18 protein-coding genes and 1 pseudogene are annotated in these 20,344 nt (G+C 74.0%); 8 read left to right on the forward strand and 11 right to left on the reverse strand.

Annotated features, from left to right (window positions below):
* Positions 1 to 641 precede the first annotated feature (641 nt).
* A complete protein-coding gene (locus ACFFHU_RS01540; RefSeq protein WP_377334886.1) occupies positions 642 to 1,697 on the reverse strand; it encodes a DNA topoisomerase IB in 1,056 nt (351 codons plus the stop codon).
* Positions 1,698 to 1,878: 181 nt separating this feature from the next.
* Here ACFFHU_RS01540 and ACFFHU_RS01545 point away from each other — a divergent pair, with 181 nt between their 5' ends.
* From ACFFHU_RS01545 to ACFFHU_RS01575, 7 genes are all read left to right on the forward strand, one after another.
* A complete protein-coding gene (locus ACFFHU_RS01545; RefSeq protein WP_377334888.1) occupies positions 1,879 to 2,553 on the forward strand; it encodes a phosphoribosyltransferase in 675 nt (224 codons plus the stop codon).
* Positions 2,554 to 2,589: 36 nt separating this feature from the next.
* Positions 2,590 to 3,051: a PRC-barrel domain-containing protein gene (locus ACFFHU_RS01550; RefSeq protein ID WP_377334890.1), complete on the forward strand. Its 462-nt coding sequence runs from the start codon at positions 2,590 to 2,592 to the stop codon at positions 3,049 to 3,051.
* 73 nt (positions 3,052 to 3,124) lie between these two features.
* Positions 3,125 to 4,261 (forward strand): LLM class flavin-dependent oxidoreductase, encoded by a 1,137-nt coding sequence (locus ACFFHU_RS01555; protein ID WP_377334892.1) that lies wholly within the window; start codon positions 3,125 to 3,127, stop codon positions 4,259 to 4,261.
* Positions 4,258 to 4,872, forward strand: coding sequence for an FMN reductase (locus tag ACFFHU_RS01560; RefSeq protein ID WP_377334894.1), 615 nt, complete (start codon positions 4,258 to 4,260; stop codon positions 4,870 to 4,872). The genes ACFFHU_RS01555 and ACFFHU_RS01560 overlap by 4 nt, the downstream gene beginning before the upstream one ends.
* Before the next feature lie 192 nt (positions 4,873 to 5,064).
* A complete protein-coding gene (thyA, locus tag ACFFHU_RS01565) occupies positions 5,065 to 5,961 on the forward strand; it encodes a thymidylate synthase (RefSeq protein ID WP_377334896.1) in 897 nt (298 codons plus the stop codon).
* Entirely contained in the window at positions 5,958 to 6,593 is a 636-nt protein-coding gene (locus ACFFHU_RS01570; protein ID WP_377334898.1) for a dihydrofolate reductase, read from the forward strand. Before thyA ends, ACFFHU_RS01570 begins: the two co-directional genes overlap by 4 nt.
* Before the next feature lies 1 nt (position 6,594).
* The gene (locus ACFFHU_RS01575) at positions 6,595 to 7,113 is read left to right on the forward strand and encodes an HIT family protein (protein ID WP_377334900.1); all 519 of its coding nucleotides are present in this window, start codon (positions 6,595 to 6,597) and stop codon (positions 7,111 to 7,113) included.
* Here ACFFHU_RS01575 and ACFFHU_RS01580 read toward each other — a convergent pair.
* Positions 7,057 to 7,908, reverse strand: a complete 852-nt coding sequence (locus ACFFHU_RS01580) for a deoxycytidylate deaminase (protein WP_377334902.1) — start codon at positions 7,906 to 7,908, stop codon at positions 7,057 to 7,059. The genes ACFFHU_RS01575 and ACFFHU_RS01580 overlap by 57 nt on opposite strands.
* Positions 7,905 to 8,603: an adenylyltransferase/cytidyltransferase family protein gene (locus ACFFHU_RS01585; protein ID WP_377334904.1), complete on the reverse strand. Its 699-nt coding sequence runs from the start codon at positions 8,601 to 8,603 to the stop codon at positions 7,905 to 7,907. The genes ACFFHU_RS01580 and ACFFHU_RS01585 overlap by 4 nt, the downstream gene beginning before the upstream one ends.
* 162 nt (positions 8,604 to 8,765) lie before the next feature.
* On the opposite strand from ACFFHU_RS01585, the gene ACFFHU_RS01590 reads away from it, so the two are divergent.
* Positions 8,766 to 9,326: a hypothetical protein gene (locus ACFFHU_RS01590; protein ID WP_377334906.1), complete on the forward strand. Its 561-nt coding sequence runs from the start codon at positions 8,766 to 8,768 to the stop codon at positions 9,324 to 9,326.
* An 89-nt stretch (positions 9,327 to 9,415) separates the two neighbouring features.
* Here the strand turns inward: ACFFHU_RS01590 and ACFFHU_RS01595 are convergent, their stop codons facing one another.
* From ACFFHU_RS01595 to ACFFHU_RS01630, 8 genes and pseudogenes are all read right to left on the reverse strand, one after another.
* Complete coding sequence (locus ACFFHU_RS01595; protein ID WP_377336008.1) at positions 9,416 to 10,030, reverse strand: hypothetical protein; 615 nt, start codon at positions 10,028 to 10,030, stop codon at positions 9,416 to 9,418.
* 38 nt (positions 10,031 to 10,068) lie between these two features.
* Positions 10,069 to 10,707 (reverse strand): hypothetical protein, encoded by a 639-nt coding sequence (locus tag ACFFHU_RS01600; protein ID WP_377334908.1) that lies wholly within the window; start codon positions 10,705 to 10,707, stop codon positions 10,069 to 10,071.
* Positions 10,708 to 10,753: 46 nt separating this feature from the next.
* Positions 10,754 to 11,665: a DUF6406 domain-containing protein gene (locus tag ACFFHU_RS01605; protein ID WP_377334910.1), complete on the reverse strand. Its 912-nt coding sequence runs from the start codon at positions 11,663 to 11,665 to the stop codon at positions 10,754 to 10,756.
* A gap of 27 nt (positions 11,666 to 11,692) precedes the next feature.
* Positions 11,693 to 18,259 carry a hypothetical protein gene (locus tag ACFFHU_RS01610; RefSeq protein WP_377336010.1) on the reverse strand — a complete coding sequence of 2,189 codons (6,567 nt, stop codon included), beginning with the start codon at positions 18,257 to 18,259 and terminating at the stop codon, positions 11,693 to 11,695.
* A 146-nt stretch (positions 18,260 to 18,405) separates the two neighbouring features.
* Entirely contained in the window at positions 18,406 to 18,708 is a 303-nt protein-coding gene (locus tag ACFFHU_RS01615; protein WP_377334912.1) for an SUKH-4 family immunity protein, read from the reverse strand.
* Between the two features lie 18 nt (positions 18,709 to 18,726).
* Positions 18,727 to 19,023 (reverse strand): SUKH-4 family immunity protein, encoded by a 297-nt coding sequence (locus ACFFHU_RS01620; RefSeq protein ID WP_377334914.1) that lies wholly within the window; start codon positions 19,021 to 19,023, stop codon positions 18,727 to 18,729.
* 97 nt (positions 19,024 to 19,120) lie between these two features.
* A pseudogene (locus tag ACFFHU_RS01625) lies at positions 19,121 to 19,648 on the reverse strand (toxin glutamine deamidase domain-containing protein); the annotation flags it as partial.
* Positions 19,649 to 19,827: 179 nt separating this feature from the next.
* Positions 19,828 to 20,142 carry an SUKH-4 family immunity protein gene (locus ACFFHU_RS01630; RefSeq protein WP_377334916.1) on the reverse strand — a complete coding sequence of 105 codons (315 nt, stop codon included), beginning with the start codon at positions 20,140 to 20,142 and terminating at the stop codon, positions 19,828 to 19,830.
* Between the last annotated feature and the right edge of the window lie 202 nt (positions 20,143 to 20,344).

Here is a 20,344-nt window from a genome sequence, read left to right on the forward strand (position 1 = left end):
TTGAAAAGCAGTCCCAGCAAACCCCATTAACGAGGTCGCCAAAACAATCAAACCATTGAATTGGCACTGGCTTATCAAACACCCTGTTGAGTTCTCAAAGAACAACCACACACCACACCAGCAACCCAACACAGGCCACCAACACGGGGCAAGTCATTCAGGTCTTGCAGGCCGCGCGGTCTCCCGCTTGGCACTCCTACTACGTTACTCGGTGGTTTTCGCCGTGTCAAACCCGGTTCCTACCGGTTTGACCCGCCGTCGCCCGCCGGACAACGCACCCCACCGCGAACCAGACGGTCACGACCGCCCGGAACATCGCGAGGATTTCGGCAGAACCGGCCGCCCGCGGATCACTCCACACGCTCGCCCGGCACCCTGCCGAGGGAAAACCTTACCCGGCCGATCCCGCACCACCAAATCCGCCTTGCAGCAGACCCGACGGGCAACCACCCGGAACCCCGACCCAGCAGCACGACCACCAGGACCGGAGCGGACTTCCCACCCGCGACCATCCGGGCGCCCCAGCACTTCGTACCGGTTCGTCCCATCCCCGCGGGCAGAGAGAAAGTTACGCGGCCCGAAGATCAAACGTCAAATCCGCCGATGGCGGCGTACGTCACACCGGGCACGGACCGCCCGGCTCAGTCCGACAGCAGCTCCAGCACCGCGGACTCGACCTCACCGGCCGGAGCCTCGGTCGGCATCCGCAGCAGCTTGCCGTCCGCGTACAGGTCCAGGATGCGGGGATCCACGTACGAGGCCCGGGCCACGGTGGGGGTGTTGCCGAGCAGCTCGGACACCTCGCGCATCACCCCGGCCACGGCGCGGCGGCGAGCGGTCTCGGCCCGGGACGGTCCGGCCGCGGCCAACCGGCGGGCGGCCAGCACCGTGGCGTGCCAGGTACGGAAGTCCTTCGCCGTCATCTCGGTGCCGCTGGACTCCCGCAGGTACCCGTTGACGTCGTCGGCGCGCACATCCCGCCAGTCCCGGCCGGTCCAGTACGCGAACAGCCGCTCCGCGCCCCGACGCCGGCGTCGGAGGTCGACGAGCACGCTGCACACCTCCGGGGCGCCGATCTGGCGTACCTGCTCGATCCCGCCCTTGGCGGGAAACTCCAGCACCACGCAGTCGCCTCGGCGCCTGGCGTGTTCGGGGCGGAGGGTGGCGAGTCCGAAGGTCGGTTCCTCGCCCGCCGCGTACTCGTCGCTGCCGACCCGGAACATGCCCATGTCCAGCAGCCGGGCGATGGCGGCCAGCACCCGGGACCGGCACAGGCCGCGTTCGCCCAGGTCCTCCGCGACCCGCTTGCGCAACCCGGGAAGGTGCCGGCCCACCTCGAGCACGTGGTCGAACTTGGCCTCGTCGCGCTTCTCGCGCCACCGCCGGTGGTAGAGGTACTGCTTGCGGCCCGCCGCGTCGATCCCGGTCGCCTGGATGTGGCCGTTGGGATGGGGGCAGATCCAGACATCGGTCCAGGCCGGCGGGATGACCAGAGCCTTGATCCGGAGCACCTCGTCCGTGCCCAGCGGGCGGCCGTCGATGTCGAGGTAGGAAAAGCTGCGTCCCCGGCGCCGGCGGCCATACCCCGGACGACTCGGGTCGCTGCGCCGCAGCCGCCCGGCAGGGGCTGCGGTCCGAACGGCAGCGCCCGCGCTCCGTACGGCCTTCCCGCCCGCGCTCTCCACCCGCTGCGGCATGGCGGGGCCTGTACCCCTCCTGAAAGCGGCTAATCGCTCCAGCGAGTTGCTCCGGTGACAGCGGGTAGCCGGGGGCCATTTCGGGTATCTCGGTGCGGAGCGCCGGAGCGGGCGGCCCCGGGGCGGGTCGGCCCCGGTTGGCAGATCCGGGACGGGCGGGTTGCGGACGGGAGGGACGGGCATGCCGGAGCACCAGTTCGCCGACCGGCTGGCGGCGGGCCGGGCGCTCGCCGCGCCGGTCACCCTGGCCCTCGCCGCCGGCCAGTCTCAAGCCGCCGGCCAGGCGCCGCCGCTGGTGCTCGCGCTGCCGCGCGGCGGCCTGCCGGTGGCCGCGGAGGTGGCCCGAGCGGTCGGTGGCGAGCTGGACATCGTGGTGACGCGGAAGATCGGCGCTCCGGGGCAGCCGGAGTTCGGCGTGGGCGCGATGGCCGAGGACGGGCCGCCGGTTTTCGACGGCCGCTCGCTGGACTATCTCGGCTTGAGCGAGGTCGACCTGGCCGAGACGGTGGATCGGGAACGCGCCGAGGTGGCCCGCCGGATCGAGCGCTACCGCAACGGCCGCCCGATCGCCACGGTCACGGGCCGCAGCGTGGTGCTGGTCGACGACGGCGTGGCGACCGGAGTGACGGCCCGGGCGGCGCTGCGCTGGCTGCGGCTGCACCGCCCCGGGCGGCTGGTCTTCGCCGCCCCGGTCTGCTCGCCGCCCGCGCATCGGGCCCTGGCCGCCGAGGCGGACGCCGTGGTGTGCCTGGCCACGCCGCCGGACTTCCAGGCCGTCGGGCAGTGGTACGCCAACTTCGCCCAGCTGACCGACGAAGAGGTGCTCGGTGTGCTGGCCGCCGAACGCAATGGATGAATCCCCCGAACACGACCGGAGGCAACGATGAACCCGATGCAACTCGATCCGTGGACCTGGCGGGACCCGACGCTGCTGGCCGCCGGCCTCGGCCCGGAAGAGGCCGACCGGGATGCCGGCGCCCGCGGCCGCGCCGGGACGCCGGGTGGCGCCGGCGACGAGGGCGGCCCGGGCACCGACATCAACCTCGTGGGCTATCGGGTGGCGGCGGTGGACGGGGGGATCGGCACCGTCGACGAGGCCAGCACCGAAACCGGGGCCGGTTGGCTGGTGGTCGACACCGGGCCGTGGATCTTCGGCCGCAAGGTGCTGCTGCCGGCGGCCACCGTGGACCGCATCGACCACCTCGACCGCACCCTGTACGTGGACCGGGACCGGGAACAGATCAAGAACTCTCCGGAGTACGACCCGGAGACGTTCGGTCGGCCGGACTACCACCAGCAGGTGGGCGACTACTACCGGCAGGTCCCGCCGCCCCGCGCCCCGCGCTCGGAATAGTTGACTCGTCAAGTATGTTCCCTGCTACGTGCCCGGGACGACCGGCCCCGGGACGGGCGTGAGGGAGCAGGTCATGCAGTTCGGGGTCTTCACCGTGGGCGACGTCACCACCGACCCCACCACCGGCCGCGTGCCGCCGGAGGGCGAGCGGATCAAGGCGATGGTGGCCATCGCGCGCAAGGCCGAGGAGGTCGGGCTGGACGTGTTCGCCACCGGCGAGCACCACAACCCGCCGTTCGTGCCGTCGTCGCCCACCACCATGCTCGGCTACATCGCGGCCCGGACCGAGCGGCTGCTGCTGTCCACCGCGACCACGCTGATCACCACCAACGACCCGGTGAAGATCGCCGAGGACTTCGCGATGCTCCAGCATCTCGCCGACGGCCGGGTGGACCTCATGCTCGGCCGCGGCAACACCGGCCCGGTCTACCCGTGGTTCGGCAAGGACATCCGGGCCGGCATCCCGCTGGCGATCGAGAACTACGCGCTGCTGCACCGGCTGTGGCGGGAGGACGTGGTCGACTGGAAGGGCCGCTACCGGACCCCGCTGCAGTCGTTCACCTCGACTCCCCGGCCGCTGGACGACGTCCCGCCGTTCGTGTGGCACGGCTCGATCCGCAGTCCGGAGATCGCCGAGCAGGCCGCGTACTACGGGGACGGGTTCTTCGCCAACCACATCTTCTGGCCGAAGGAGCACACCCAGCGGATGGTGGCGCTCTACCGGGAGCGGTACGCGCACTACGGGCACGGCTCGGCGGAGCAGGCCATCGTCGGGCTCGGCGGCCAGGTCTTCATGCGGCGCAACTCCCAGGACGCCGTCCGGGAGTTCCGGCCGTACTTCGACAACGCCCCGGTGTACGGGCACGGGCCGTCGCTGGAGGAGTTCTCGGCCGAGACCCCGCTCACGGTGGGCAGCCCGCAGCAGGTGATCGACCGGACGCTGGGCTTCCGCGAGTACGTCGGCGACTACCAGCGGCAGCTGTTCCTGCTCGACCACGCCGGCCTGCCGCTCAAGACCGTGCTGGAGCAGCTCGACCTGCTCGGCGAGGAGGTCGTACCGGTGCTGCGGCGGGAGTTCGCGGCCCGGCGGGCGCCCGGCGTACCGGACGCGCCCACCCACGCCGCGCTGGTCGCGGCCCGGGCGGCCGAGGGTACGGGCGAGCCTGCCGAGGGTACGGGCGAGCCGGCCGCGTCGGGGGTGTCCCGATGACCCGGCGGACCATCGCGGTCGTGTCGGCCGGCCTGCGCCAACCGTCCTCCACCCGGCTGCTCGCCGACCAGCTCGGCGCGGCGGCCGGGGACGAGCTGCGGCGGCGCGGGCTGACCGTCGACATCCGGCCGATCGAGCTGCGCGAACACGCGCACGACCTGACGAACGCGCTGCTCACCGGCTTCGCCCCGGCCGGGCTGCGACCGGCCGTGGACGCGGTGGCCGGGGCCGACGGCCTGGTGGCGGTCACCCCGATCTTCAACACCTCCTACAACGGGCTGTTCAAGTCGTTCTTCGACGTGCTGGAGCGGGAAACGCTGGCCGACCGGCCGGTGCTGCTGGCGGCCACCGGTGGCACCGCCCGGCACTCGCTGGCGTTGGAGTACGCCGTGCGGCCGCTGTTCACGCACCTGCGGGCGGTCACCGTGCCGACGGCGGTCTTCGCCGCGCCCGAGGACTGGGCCGAGGGGTCCGCGGCCGGTCCGCTGGCCGACCGGGTGCGCCGGGCCGGCCGGGAGCTGGCCGAGCTGGTGGCGAGCCGGGCGCCGGCGGTGGCGCCCGATCCGTTCGCCCTGACCACGGACTTCGAGCGGCTGCTGGCCGGCGACTGAACCGGCCACGGCCGTACCGGATCGCGCTCCGCGTCGGGCGCCGCGCCCGACGCCGCCCATCACGTCGGGCGCCGCGCACCTGACGCCGGGCGCCGCGCGTGACGCCCGGCGTCGGCGCGGCCCCGGCCGGGGGGTCAGGCGTACCGGCTAGCATGGCCGGCGCGGTGAGATCCGAGGTCAGGGGGGTGGACGGTGCGTTATCTACCGTACGAGGAACGGACCCCGGATCGGCAATATCGCGACCTGCTCGCCCGGATCCTGGCCGACGGCGCGGAGGCGCCCACCCGGCAGGGGCCGCCGGCGCTGACCCTCATGCAGCAGACCATGCGGTTCGACCTGGCCAACGGCTTCCCGGTGATCACCGACCGGAGCGTGGCATCGTTCTGGCAGAAGCCCATCGGCGAGCTGTGCGCGTTCATCAACGGCGCCACCACGCTGAAGGAGCTGGCCGAGTTTGGCTGCGACTGGTGGGGGCCGTGGGCCACGCCGGAGAAGACGGCCCGGCGCGGTCTGCCGCCCGACGACATCGGCCCCGGCTCGTACGGCGGCGCGTTCCACGACTTCCCGACCGCAGAGGGCGGCGGGTTCGACCAGTTCAAGCACCTGGTGGAGCAGCTTCGCGAGCTGCCCAACGACCGTACGCACTTCGTGTCGCCGTGGATCCCGCAATACCAGGTCCGCGGGGCCGGCAAGACGCCGCGGACCACGATCGCGCCCTGCCACGGCTGGGTGCACGTGCGGGTCCTGGGCGACCGGCTGCACCTGCACATGTTCCAGCGCTCCGGGGACGTGCCCGTGGGCGTCCCGTCCAACATGATCCAGTACGCGGCCCTGCTGCTCATGCTCGAGCAGCTCACCGGCATCCCGGCCGGGGCCTACTACCACACCATCTCGGACGCGCACATCTACGCCGACCAGGTCGAGCAGGCCCGGACGATGACCACCCGGGAACCGCGCCGGCTGCCCACGGTACGGCTGACCGGGGCCGGTCGCGCCGTGACGGACATCCACGCGTTCCGGGCCGAGCACTTCGAGCTGGCCGACTACGACCCGCACCCCGGCCTCGGCCGCATCCCGGTGGCGCCGTGACCGCGGCCGGCTCTGCGCGTACCGCCGAGGCGGCTGCCGGATCAGCCCGGCCCGGCGCCGCGGCCGGCGGGTCGGCGCGTACCGGCGGGACGGCCGCCAAATCAGCGCGGCCCGGCGCGGACGTGCGGACCTCGCTGGTGGTGGCGGCCGACTTCGCCGACGTGATCGGCCGCGGCGGCGACCTGCCCTGGCACCTGCCCGGCGACCTGCGCCGGTTCAAGGCGCTGACCGCCGGCGGCGTGGTGGTGGCCGGCCGGCGCACCCACGAGTCGATCGTGGCGCGGCTCGGCCGGCCGCTGCCCGGCCGGCTCACCGTGGTGGTCAGCCGGCGCGCCGACCTGCCCCGGCAGGACGGCATGCTGGTCCAGCCGGACGTGCCGGCGGCGCTGCACGCGGCGCGCGCCGTGGCCGCCTTCGCCGGGCGCGACGAGCTCTTCGTGATCGGCGGCGCCGAGATCTACGCCCAGGCGCTGCCCGAGGTGACCCGGATCCACCTGACCCGGGTGCACGCCCGGGTGGGCGGCGACACCGCGCTGCCGGCCGGCTGGCTGGCCGGCTTCACCCGGGTGGCGGCCGAGCGCGTCGACGGCGACGCGCTGCCGTTCACGGTCGAGACGTACGAACGGGCCTGACGTGCCGCTCTACCACCTCAGCAACTCGCGCTCGGCCGAACAGCTGGCCGACATGCTGCGGCTCGAAGCCGCCGGGACCTGCCTCTTCTGCCCCGACGAGCTGGAGCGGGACGCCGAGCAGCAGATCCTGCACCGCACCGCGCACTGGACCGTCACCCCCAACGAGTTCCCGTACGCCGGCACCCGGCTGCACCTGCTGCTCGTCCCGCACGCCCACGTCGGCGACCTGCTCGACCTGCCGGCCGCGGCGCAGGCGGAGTTCTGGACCGTGCTGGGCTGGGTCCGCGACCGCTACGGCCTGGCGTACTACGGCCTCGGTTCGCGCAACGGCGATCCCGGCCGCACCGGCGGCACCATCGAGCACGTCCACCTGCACGTCGTGGTGGGCGACGCCGACGACCCGGCGCACCAACCCGTGCGGATGAAGCTGAGCCAGCGGTCCGACCCGGAGACCGAGGCCCGGCTACGCCGGCGGCTCGCCGAGGTCGACCCAGACCAGCTCGACGCCGGCCGCGCGTAGGATCCCGTCGCCGTCCAGCAGCGCGTACGGGCCGGCGAAGTAGCAGGTCCGGAAGCCGGCCTCGGCCACCAGCCGGGCGCACGCCGGGCAGGGGAACGTCGAGACGTACAGGTCCGCGCCGGCCAGCGCCACCCCGCTCCGCGCCGCGCGGCCCACGAGCCGGGCCTCCGCGTGGATGGCCGTGGACAGATCCGTCCGTACGCCCCGGCGGAACTCGTTGCGCGGGTCGCCGTCCAGGTACGGCGCGTACTCGGTCGGCAGGTGCGCGTTGTAGGCCACGTCGATGATCTCGCCGTCCCGGGCGGCCACCGCGCCGACCTGGCGCCACCAGTCCGAGCTGTGTGCCGCCGCCTCGGTGGCCCGCCGCGCCAGCCGGACGGTCAGCTCGTCCGCGGCCACCCGGCCCTCGTACCCGGCCGGGCGCTGGGCCTGGCTCCACGGCCGGTCCCAGCGCAGGAACGTGCGCTCGTACTCGACCACCCGCCCGGCGGCCAGGCCGTGCCGGGCCACCAGGTCGCGGGTGATCTCCTCGTCCGGTACGACCAGCACGTCGGCCACGACCGCGCCGGCCAGCTCGGCCGGCGCCACCACCCGCACCGCCGGCCGGTCCCGGACGGCGCTCAGGTAGCGCGCCGCGGTCTCCGGGGACAGCGCGCGGATGTCCTTGCGCAGCGTCGGGTGCTCCTCGGCGAAGCCGGGGCCGAGCAGCAGCACCTCGTCGGCGTCCCGGTGCCGGTCCAGGAACGCCTCGTAGCCGGAGTGCAGGACGGGCAGGTAGAGCAGGAGCTGCTTCACCCCGCCGGCTCTCCGCGGTCGATCTCGTCGAACACGTCCTGGAGCAGGTCCGGCAGCCGCTCCGAGAGCCGCTGGGACATCCGCTTCTCCAGGCCTAGCTGGAGCAGCCGGAGCCGCGCCGAGGTGCTCACCGTGGCCATCCGCTCCAGCACCTCGACCCGGCCGCAGTAGCCGGCCTCGAGCTCCGCGATCTGCTCCGGGTCGTACGTGTCGGCGGTGGCCACGAGCACGTCGGGGCGGACGGCCTTGATCAGCGACCAGCGCTGCTCGTCCGCCGGCTTCAGGGTGACCAGGCCCACACCGCGCTGGTGGGTCACCATCCGCAGCCGTTCCAGCTCGGGTACGGCCGGCCGCCACACCCCCTTGCGGCGCCGGACCTTGTCGTCGCTGTCCACCCCGACGATGAGGAAGTCGCCGAACTGCCGGGCCGCCTCGAGATACATCGAGTGGCCCTCGTGCAGGATGTCGAAGGTGCCGCTGGTGAGCACCACACGCAGGCCGAGGACCCGGAGCGCGGCCACGATCTCGCTGATCCGGTCGTAGTCCGGGACGAACCGCAGCTCGAAGTTGGACGCGTCGGCGAAGAACCCGCTGGTCGTCACCGTGGGCCGGGACGCCGGCCCGGGCTGCGCCGGCGGTCCGGCGACCTGCTGCTCGGAAATGTCACTCGTCATGTCCGCGAACTGCGCTTTCACCAATAGATGGTACGGGTCGGGCTCCGGGCCGCCTCAACCTAGCGCGCCGGCCGGCCGACCCACCAGTTCGGCCCCCGGTCTCCGGGCGACACGCCGGAAGCTCGGCCCCGGTGGCGAGCGGCCGGGAACCCGGCGCGGGTGGCCCGTCGGTACGGTGATACCATGGTCCCGCCCCTCGCCCGTACCAGCGCGGAAGCTCACCTGTTCATGGACCTGCATCCGTGCGAGTGCGGCGCGGCGGGCTTCGCCCGGGGCAGCTCCGTGGTGGCGTTGGACGACGGCGACCTGGCCAGCCGGTACGCCGGCGCCTGCGCGGGCTGCGGCCGGGAGCGGGAGTTTCTGTTCCGGCTGCCGGCTCAGGTGACGGCGCCGGCCGCGGACGGCCGGTTCGGCTTCAGCGGAGACCGGGACGGGCCCTCCGAACTGCTCGATCCCGGCGAGTGGCTGTGGGTGGCCGACGCGTACGCCGGCCAGGCCCCGGCCGACCCGGCCGGCGTCCCGGCCGATCAGCGACCCCGGGCGCGGGCCGTGCTGCAGCGCGCCGCCGCAGCCCTCGACGAGGCCCTGAAGTTCGTGCCGGCCGAGGCGGACGAGGTGCCGGCCGCCGCGGTGACCAGCGAGCGGGGTCGGGCCGCCGTGGCCGGCCAGCCGGGGCGGCTGCGGCGGAGCCGGCTGGTGGCGCTGCGGGACGCGTACACCGAACTGGCCGACCGGTTCGGCTGAGCCGGCCCGCGCCGCGGCCCCGGCGCGGACCGACGCCCCCGGCGCGGCCCGGACCCGGCGCTTTCAACGCCGCCCGGGCCCCGGCGCGCTCAGCGCCGCGGCGCCTCGTCCAGGCAGGCCGCGCTGATCCCGATGAGTTCCTGCAGGCCGCCGAGGAACTCGGCCAGCACGTACCGGGGGTCGTGTTCGCGCTCGTCGTCCACGGCCGCGCGGGCGCCGGCCGAGGCGAACGCCACGCAGACGTCCCACAGGCTGCCGCCCGTCGAGCTCCACATCCACACGTCGTTGACCAGCGTGGGCACCCGCAGCACGGGCTCGCTGCCGAACAGCCCGATGCCGTGGCGCAGCGGGTCATCCGGCGTGTTGCCCAGCGGCAGCATCAGTGGCCACACCCGGTGGGCGCGGGCGAACTCGACGGCGTCCGGGTCCGCCGGATCCACCTCGACCAGCAGCCCGTCGGTGAGGAACTCGTCGATCAGCGCGTCCGGCTCGGCCACCCCGAGCCGGCGCTCGGCCGCCTCCGCGACGTCCGCCCGCCGCCACGGCCGGCCCGCGTCCGGCGGGCGGTGCCCGGCCACCCACACGTTGAAGGCCGCCTCCGTCTCGAGCTGAACGGAGAGCCGGCCGATGACCAGCGAGTGGTACTTGACCGGCGCGCCGTGCGACGGGTGGAAGGCCCCGGTGTACCGGCCGACCGGAAACATCAACGGCGTTCCGCCGCTCGGTTCTGTCGTCGGTCCGGTCACGGCATGGGCTCCAGGTATAGGGCGCTGCTCACCAGCAGGCTGTGGACGGTGGTGAGGAACCCCGCGAGCATGACCTCGGGATCGATCAGGTCGGGCTCGGTGCCGCCGGCCTGGCGCTCCTCCGCGGCCAGCGCTGCGCACAGGTCCCACAGGCTCTCCCCGGACGGGCAGCGTTCCCAGAGGTCGTAGACGGTGCGCGTCACCTTGATGACCGGATGGTCGAAGAACCCGATGGCATACAACCACGGCTCGTCGGCGCTGTTGCCCAGGCCCAGCATCCGGGCGCCGATCCGGTGCCGCCGGGCGAACCCGATGGCCTCGTCCGAACCCGGCGCCACCCGGGCCGCCAGCCCCGCGCCGTCCAGATCCGCCAGCAACGCCGCCAGATCGTGCTCGGGCCCCAGATGCTCGGCCGCCGCCTCGCGCAGCGTCTCGAACGTCCACGGTCGCTCGGCGAGCGGGCCGACCACCCCGTGCAGCAACGCCCACACCAGGAACCGGGGATCCTCCAGCTCCCACACCTCGTCGCGGAGCCGGACCCGGTGGTAACGCTCGGCCGAGCCGACGACCGGATGGAAGGTGCCGAAGAACTGCCCGATCGGCAGCAGCAGCGTCGGTGGCGCAACGGTGGTCACTGCGGGCTGTCCTCGCTTCTCATTCGGGACTCTGCTCTCTGCGGGGTCACTCTCGGGGGGCCCAGTACATCGGGTCGTTCCGGTCGGGATAGGTGACGTCCCCCGGCCGTGCCTCGATGTCGGGCTCCGGCACCGGATGGAACCGCCCCAGGAAGGAACGGATGTCGGGCCCCACCCGGGTCAGCTCGGCCTCCCGGATCGCATGACCCGCCTCACCATTCGGGCCGTAACGCCGGTGGTTGAGCAGCAGCCAAACCGAGTCGGCATCCGGCTCGGCGGCCTTGACGAACAAGACGCCCTCCTCCGCGGTTCCGATCGCCAGGTACGCCCGGGACACCTGCTGGTCTCGGTGGACCGACTGCGCCACGACGAGATCGCGGTAACGATTGTCCGGGTCGACGCCGAACAGCGCCTTGTGCGGCCAGAGCGTCACCGGCTGCGGATAGTGCTTCCCGCCGACCGGCCCCTCTCCGGCCAGGAGGTCGGGGATCCGGTGGGTGCCCTCCACCCGTACGCCGTTGGTCTCGGCCAGCCATCGCGCGTAGATCGGTGGCAAGTCCTGGCCGAGCGCCGTCTGAAGCTCGGCGAGCCTCGCCGGGGTCAGTGAATCGTACGGGAGCAGGCGGGCCGGTTCGTCGCTGCGCGGCCATTCGTACACACCGTGCTGGCCGCCGGGCGGGTCCTGGGGCTCGTCCCCGTCGACGCGCCGGAGGGTGACCGTCCACCAGCCGAGCGTCTTGAAGTCGATGTCCGCGAACCGCCAGGTCTCATCGACCACCGGGAACGTCTCACCCAGCCGTACGAGATGCTCCTGATCCCCAGCGCCACCCCGCGGAACGACCAGAATCCGAGCGGTCGGCGGTGAACCAGGCATGGCCGATCCGACGGCGATCCGCGCCGACCCGACGCTCCCGATCGTGTTGTTGTCCACCCGCAGGACGTTCACGTCCGAACTCATCGGCGGGCCCCCTCTGTGCTCACGTGCTCAGCCGCCCAACATGGCCTGCAGAGCCGGCTCCGGCGGCAGCTCGAACCCGACGACCTCCCGGGCGATCCGCTCGGCCTCGCCCCGGCCCACCGGCAGCACACCGCCGCTGGCGGTCTGCCCCGCGGCGGTCCACAGCGCGGATCGCTGGCCGTGCTCGGACAGCTCGACCACCGCCAGGCCGACCACCCTACCGTCCGGGTCGAGCAGCGCCTGGTAGATCACGTGGACGTGCTGATCCTCGGGGCGGATCCGGCCGAAGCCGTGAACGATCCGCGGGCGTGGTACCGCGGGCGTGGCCGGGGAAACCGGCTGCCTCGGCGGTGCGGGCGGCACGCTCCGGACCGGCGGCGTGGGCGCCGCGCTCCGCACCGGCGGCGTGGGCGCCGCTTCTGGCACCGGCGGCGCCACTGAACGGCGATCGAGGTGCGCGTAGCCTGCCCGCATCAGGTCGAGGAAGTCCCGCACCGGCATCGACTCGGGGTGCTGGGTGTTCCACGGGTTGCGCAGTTGGATCTGCCCGTCGCGGACGTCAATCACCTCGTACGCGTGTCCATGTGCCAGGCGGTAGGGCAGTCGCGCCCGCAGCTGCGACGGGTACTCACCGGGGCCCTTCGTGCTGGCCAAAATCGGATTGCCGGCCGCGAGCAGCCGACCGAGCTGCGCCTCCGCGTCGCCCTCCCGGCCCGGTGCCGGATCGAACAGCGCTGTCCGGGCCGGTTCCCCGGTGAGCTGGGTGAGCAGTTCGGCCCACATGGCCGGGGAGCTGCCCCAGTTGAGCCGGTCATACCCGGCCGGGGCCGGCTCGCTCGGGTCGAAGTCCGGGCCCGCCCATGCCTTGTGCTGCGCGCGCCACTCCTGCCAGCGGGCGTCGGTCCAGGTCCGGTCCACCGCCGCAACGGCCTTTTCCAGCACCGCAGCCCAGGATGCTCGAACATCCTCGGACTGGTCCGCGTACGCCGAATGGTGCGCCCTCTGGAGCGGCACGTCCGGGTGCACGGTGATCCGAAGGCGGCGGCCGGTCGGCGTCGTGACGGCCCCGGGCAGCGAACTCTCGTGCAGATACACGTCGACGGTCCCGTCCGGATTGGGCCGGAACATCTGCGCGTACGCCATCGGGAGGTGCCCGGCCACCGCGCCGATGCTGGCCAGCACGCCGCAGTCGCCGAGCTGACCCTGCTGGACCTGTTCGCGCCGGGGCATCCCGTCCCACATCGGCGCCGGCGCCCCGGTGTCCCGGAACTCCGCCCGGCCGTACTCCGGCCGCCGGCTGTTCTTGACGGGCACCGCCGGCCGATCGGCCAGGGCGCTCACCCGGGTCGCGGCCACCTCGGTCGGACCGCCGTGCACGAAGGTCCGGGCCACCGGCTGTGGCACGAGCGTGCCGAGCGCCTCGGTCAGCGCGTCGGGCACCAGCATCATGATTCGGGCGTCGCCGACGTAATGGAAGCTCTGGCCCTGGAGCGCGGCCAGCGCGGCCGGATCACCCGCATGCTGGCTCCACAACCGCTGACTGGCGAACCCGCGGTCGGCGGCCAACTGCTCCTGCCGACCCCGTTCGGTGGCCAGATCCGTGCCGGCCGGGATCGGGTCGAGGCGGATCTCCGGTCCGCCCATGATTCCGTACGGGCGCAGGTCGAACCGGCCGGACAGGTCGACGTACACACCCTCGGCCGCCACCCGCGCGGCGAGCTGCGGGTCGGTCCGGGCGATCTCGGCGATCCGGCCGGCCGGTAGGCCCACGATCTGACCCGCGTACGCCGGCAGCATCGGCATGCTGGCCTGGGCGTTCTCGGCCCGCACCACCCGCTCGTGCAGCCGGCTGGCGAGCTGGTCGGCCGGCAACGGCTGCCCGTTCGTGGTGGCCCGGTGCCAGTAGTCGAACCCGCGTACCCGCTGGGTCTCGGTCGGGTCCGGCACCCCGCGCAGCACGTCGGACACCTGCGCCGGGGTCACCCGCGGTGCGCTGAGCCTTGCCAGCCGCGTGGGTATGTCGGGCGGCAGCATCCGCCACCGGGCGGCCGCGTCGGGACCGTCCAGCCGCAACCCCAGGTGGTCGACCAGGGCCGCGATCTCGGCCCGGATCCGCACCCGGTTGGCCGCGTCGGCGGTGCGGTACTCGCCGGAGAGCACCCGGATCTCGGCCATCCGGCCGTGATCGTGCGCGCTCAACCCGGCCGGGTCGATCGGACCCGTCACGTTGCCCGGGTCGAGCGGCCCGACCAGCGCCGCGCCGGCGGCGTGCAGGGTCGACAGCTCGGCCACCTCGTGCGCGAGCGCCCGGGCCACCACCTCGTCGACGGCCCGGTCCGAGACGGTCACCAGGAACGAGCCGTCGCCGTTCCGGGCGGTCTGCGCGACCGTGCCGTCGGCCAGCGACGCCGAGGTGAGCCAGACACGCAGCGGGGCGGCATGACCGGACCGGATCTCGTAGTGTCCCGGTCCGATCTCCACGACCAGCGCGCCGGCGGCCGGACCGATCTGGGCCATCGCGTACCGGGCCGTGGCCAGCACCGCGGTCGCGTCGGCGACCGGCCGACCCAGGCCGTGGAAGGTCGATCCCGGTACGGGAGCAGCGGTGATCCGGCCGCTCGGGTCGGCGCCGGCCGGTCCGCTCGGGTCCGCGCCGGCCGGCCCGCTCGGGTCGGCGCCGGCCGGCCCGCTCGGGTCGGCGCCGGCCGGCCCGCTAGGCGGGGTGCGGAGCCGGGACAGCAGGCCGGTGCGGCGGTGGCTGCGGGCCAGCCGGTCCGCGAGGTCGTCGACCCGCCGCTCGGTCTCGGAGAGCTGCGCCTCCAGCCGGTCGGTGGCCCGGTCCAGCTCGGAGAGCGGTACGCCGACCCGCTCGATCACCGTGTCCGCCTGCTCGGCGGCGGCGCGGGCATCGTTCCGGGCGTCGAACCTGGACCGGCGGTCCTCGATGGCCAGGCCCACCCGCTTGCCGTGCCACTTGAGCATGCCGAGGACCGGGGCGGCCACGGCGGCGGCCACCGGAACGACCACCGCCAGCGGGCTGCCGGCGGCGACGGCCAGCGCCGTGCCCACGGCCGCGGCCGCCATCGTGGTGCCGGCGCTGGAGAAGAGATAGACCCGCAGCCGGGGCAGTCCGGTGGGCCTGCCATCGTCGGCCGCACGCCGTTCGGCGGCGACGCGGTCGAGCTGGGCCGGCCGGCCGGAGAGGTCCCCGCCGAACTCCGCCACGGCCTGCCGGGCCTCGGGCGTCAGCTGGGCGATCCGATCGTCGGCGCCGAGCATGCCGTCCCGGACACCCAGCCGGTCGATGACCTCGTGCAACTCCCGGGCCGCCGACCGGGCGGACCAGGCGTCGGCGGTACGGACCTGGTGCACGGCGGTCATCAACTCGGCCACGTCGGCCCGGCTGATTGGCTGCGACCGGGTGGACCCGGACAGCGCGTCCGGGGCGGGCTGCGAATCCGGCGCGGCCTGCGCGTCGGGTGCCGGCCGCGCGTCGGGCGCGGACTGCGCGTCGGGCGCCGGCCGCGCGTCGGGCATGGCCTGCGCGTCGGGCGCAGGCTGCGCGTCGGGCGCGGTCCGCGGATCCGGGATGGTCCGCTGGCCGGGCCGGACGCCGGGGTCGGTCGTGCCCGGAAGGCCGTCCGCGAGCGCGTCCACGGCGGCCGAGATCGCGCCCAGCCGCTCACCGGCCCGCTCGACCGTTCCGGCCGTGTCGGCCACCGCGGTCATGGCCGGACCGGTGAGCGCCGCCACCCGGGCGTCCTGCTCGACGACCGGGTGCGCCGAGTCCCAGGCCTTGCGATCGTCCTTCGCGGAGATCTCGCGGTTCTTGAGCAGGCCCTCCCGGATCGGCGCCACCACCCCGCCGGTGATCAGGTTGACGGGTCCGGCCACCGCCGCCGAGAGCGCGTGCGCGGCCGCGGCGACCGCCACCGTCGTACCGGCCTGCACGGCCGGCGCCGCGGTCTGGTCCAGCACGAGCGTCCGCAGGGTCGGTCGGGTGCTCGGCCGGGGCGCGTCCGTCTCGACGGCCGCGGGACCGGACCCGAGCCGGTGGCGGATGTCGAGCGGCCCCGGGGCGCCGAAGCGCTCGAGCAGCGGTTCGAGTTCCGCCGGTACGAGCTGTCGGCGCTGATCCACGCCGGGGGTGCCGGCCCGCAGCCCGAGGGTGTCCACCATGGCCCGCAGTTGCCGGTCGAGGGAGGGGCGCGCCCAGGGACGGGCGGCCTGCCGCCTGGCGGCCAGGTCGGTGAGCCGGTCCAGCGCCTGCCGGTCGGCGGCGGACAGGCCATCGGCGGACGGCCGACCGCTGCCCGCACCGCTGTCGCCGGTGGACCTCGTCGGTCCGTCCACCCGCGACGGCCGGCCGCCGACGCCGTTGCCGTTGCCGTTGCCGTTGCCGTTGCCGTTGCCGTTGCCGTTGCCGTTGCCGTTGCGAGCGTCATGGCCATTGCCGGACGGGCCGTCGTGGCCGTTGCCGGTCCGCGCGTCGCGGCTCCCGCCGTTGCCGTCCGGGCCCGACTGCGGGCCGGGGTCGGCCATGCCGTCCCAGCTCGGATCCCCGAACAGCAACCGGCGCAGCCCGTCGCGCATCCCGGTACGCTGGCGCGCCTCGGCCAGCCGCTGTTCCAGGTCGGCCAGCTGCCGGCCCACCGCGGTCACCCGCTCGGCGGCCCGCGCGGCCCGGTTGGCGGCCGCATCCAACGGGCCCTCGATCGCCGCTGTCGTCTCCCGCATCGACGCGTCGGCGGGTCGGGCCGGATGGTCCGCGTCCCATGCCTCCCGGGCCGTCTTGGCCGCCGCCTCCCGCCGGGCGACGATCGGATCGTTGACCATCGAGATGGCCGCGCCCGCGGTCGAGCCGACCACACCGGCCACGCCGAGCGAGAGGTTGTGCGCCATCGTTCCGGCGGCCACGGCCGTCGCGGCCGCCGAGGCGAAGCCGGGCAGGTTCTCGACGATGGACGTCCACCAGGGCGACACCCTGCTCGGCCGCCCGTCACCGCCATCCGGGCCGCCGCCGTCCGGGCCGCCGCCGTCCGGGCCGCCGCCGTCCGGTCCGCGCGCATCGCGGCCACCGCCATCCGACCCGCCAGCGCCGCGGCCGCCGCCCGCATCGGGGCTGCCCCCGTCCGGACCGCCGGCGGTCGGCCCGGCCGCGAACCCGCGCAGGCGTTCCCGGATGGCCGTCCCGGGCCGGTCGCCGAACCGCTCGGCCAGCCCCCGCACGTCGGCCGGCAGCAACTGCCGGCGCTGGTCGGCGCCCGGCTGGTCGGCGGTCAGCCCGAGGTTGTCCAGCAGCGCCCGGACGTCCCGCCGGGACCGCATGGCCGCCCACCGTCCGCCCGCGTCGTGCTGGGCGGCGAGGGTACGCAGTTCCGCGAGCCGCCCGTACTCGTGCGGGCTGAGCCCGGCATGCGGCGCCGGCCCGCCCGAGCGGTCCGGGCCGGCGCCCCGCGGGCCGTTCCTGGTCGGGTCCGGCGCGGCCGTGCCGAACCGGCGCACCGTGCCCATCCCCTGGCCGCGTCGCTCCTGCCCGCCGAGCCGCTGCTGCATCGACGCCACCCGGTCGTCGAGCCCGCTGATCGCCTGGTCGAGCTGCTGCGCCGCGGCGGCCGGTCCGGTGCCCCGATCGGCCAGCTCGCCGCCGTACGACGCGTCCGCGTCCGCCGCGTCCCGCGCCGCCTGTCGCGCGTCGAACCGGGCCCGACGATCCTCCACGGCCAGGCCGACCCGCTTGGCCGCCCACTTGGCCGGCCCGGTCACCAGCGCGGTGGCCGCGGCGCCGGCGCCGACCACCATGGCGGCCAGCGGGTTCTGCGAAACCTGCAGGGTGACGAAGGCGGCCGTACCACCGGTGACGGCGGTCGAGGCGGCGTGGGTCAGCAGGTACGTCCGCAGCCGGGGCAGCCCGGTCGGGCGTTCACCGTCCGCGGGCGGGCTCTGCTGGCCGCTCACGGTGGCGTCGGCGCGGGCCGTTCCGGTGGCCGCGCCATCGGTGCCGGCCGCGCGGGTGTCGCCGGCGCTCCGCCGATCGTTCCGGGCCGACCGCTGGTCCACGGTGACCGTACCGGTCCGGGCGGTGTCCAACTCGGCCAGCGCGGAGCGCGCCGGCGCGGGCAGCGTCCCGAGCCGCTGCTCGGCGCCGAGCATCCCGTCCCGCAGGCCGAGCCGGTCGATCACCGCGGCCAGCTCGCGCCGGGCCGCGGGGCGGGACCACCGATCGGCCGTACGCGCCTGGTGCGCCGCCGTCACCAGCTCGGCCACGTCGGCCCGGGACAGCGGGGCCACCCCGGGCCGGCCGTCGCCGGTCGGCGTCGTGCCGGCCGTCAGCTCTGCCACCTCGTGCGCCAGGGCCCGATCGATCACCCGGTCGGTCGCCCGGTCGGAGACGGTGATCAGCGCCGTACCGTCCGGTTGGGCGGCGCTCTCCGCGACGGCGCGGTTCGACACCGGCCCGCTCGCCAGGCGCACGGTGAGGGTCCGACCGTCGGTCCGGGTGATCTCGTACGCGCCATCCGGCCGCACGGCGATGTCCCGGATCCCGGCGTGCGCGGCCACGCCGCCGATCGCGGCGTTCGCCCGGTCCAGCACGGCGACCGGATCCGGCTGCGCCCGGCCCTGCCCGTGGAAGGACGTGCCCGGAACGGCGCTCGCGGTGATCGGCCCCTCGACCGCGACGCCACCCGCGGCGGCCGGGGCGGTCGGGGTGCGGTCGGTGGCGTTGGGATTCCCCGGCGTCAGGCCGTCGGCTGGCCCGTCGACTCGTCCGTCGGCCAGACCTGGCGACCCGTGATCCGCCCCTCCCGGCGCGCCTCGGTGTAGTCGTCGATTATCAACGGAACCGGCAGGCTCGAGTGCACGGTCACGACCCCCGTCTGGTCGATGACGAAGGTCCCCTGCCCGACGTTGATCCCCTGAGCCCGCTCCGTCGGAGACAGGATCTCCTGTGCCGCCCAGCCGAACTCGAACGGATACAGGTCCACCGGATTCGGGGTCCCCAACAGTCGAAGGATCAGCGCCCTCGCCTCGTCCTCCGTCATGGCTCCCCTCGGTTCCAGTCAGGCTTCCGCCGTCGGCTCCTCCCTGGGCCACACCTGCCGGCCGGTGATCCGACCCTCGCGCCGGGCCTCGGTGTACTGCCGGATGATCATCCGGACGGAGAGGCTCGACTGAGCCGTCACCACGCCCGTCTGGTCGATGATGAAGCTCCCGTGCCCCAGGCCCAGTCCCTGCGCCTGCTGCTCCGGCGTGAGCTTCTCCTTCGCCAACCAGCCGAACTCGAAGCGGTACAGGCTTATCGGGTTCGGCGTGCCGAGCAGCCGGGTGATCAGGGCTCTCGCTTCGTCCTCCGTCAAGATCGGCTCCTTCGATCAGTAGCGGCCGGGACCACAGGGCGTACGAATCCTCCATGTGACCCTGAGGAGGCTCGGTCCAGGTCAGGCCGTGTTGCGGATCCCACCACACGGGACCTTCGGCATCGGCTGGATAGACGACCAGGAAGGCATGCGAGTCGCTGGACTTGACGTGCCCCATCTCGTCGAGTTCCAGCTCCAGCGTGTCCTCATCGATCTTGAGCCACTCCGCCACCACTAGCGCGGACGATCCAGGTCCGGCATCCGCGATCAACTGGTGGAGCTGCTTGTACTGGTCCGCGACCGCGATCGCCCGCTCGTCCGGGGCACCGGGAAGATCCGGCGGTGGAACCAGACCACCGCCCAGCCACTCTTCAGCGCGATCAAGCCCGTTGATTTCGCCGCTGTGGAGATCGACCTCTCCGTTTCTCAGCACGTCGGGCCAGCGTGGTACCGAGACCTGCGGATCGCCGTAGAAGCTGGAGAGGCCGGACAGCGAGCAGTCCAGGCAGTTGTTGCTGCGGCCCACCTGCTCCGGGCCACCGTCGTTGATCAACTCACCGTACGGATGCTGGGAAGGGTCCGCCCAGCTGGCGTACCCGTCCGGGGTCAGCAGGCTCTGCTCCACATCAGCCTGGAACCGCGGGTCCTCCAGCGGGGCGAGCTCACCCGGCCCGTACCGCCGGGTTTCCGGCAGCGACGACTGCTCGCCGGCGTCCGGCGGGATGGTGTCCGGGGCAGGCTGCGCCGCCGGACCCCCGCCGTCGGTTGGCGCCGAGTCGCCGGCGTGGTCGGGATCCCCTGGGGTCAGGCCGTCGGCTGGCCCGTCGGCTGGCCCGTCGGCTCGTCCGTCGGCCAGACCTGGCGACCGGACGTCCGACCCGCCTCGCGGGCCGCCTTGTACTCCTCGATGATCAGTTTCGGCGGCAGGCTGCGGTGCGCCGTCACCACCCCGTTCTGATCGATGATGAAGACCCCCTGACCCACGTGCATCCCCTGCGCCCGCTGTTCCGGCGAGAGGACCTCCTGTGCCGCCCAACCGAACTCGAACGGATGGAGCGCCACCGGATTCTGCGTCCCGAGCAGCCGAACGATCAGCTCCCGTGCCTCGTCCTCCGTCATGACCACCTTCCGCTGCCGCGTCGGTCGAATGTCCTGGCGGGGTGACGCTATCGGGTGCGGGGGTGGCGGTGTCGGTCGCCACCCCGATGTTGACCATGGGTGCCGGCATCGTCCACAGCGTGTGGGTGGCGGCCACGTACTGGGCCGGCGGCTGCGACGACGTCATCCCGCTCTGCGGATCCCACCAGACCGGGCCGGATCC

This window comes from Plantactinospora siamensis (genome assembly GCF_042434095.1).
In the GTDB taxonomy this organism is placed as follows: Bacteria; Actinomycetota; Actinomycetes; order Mycobacteriales; family Micromonosporaceae; genus KBS50.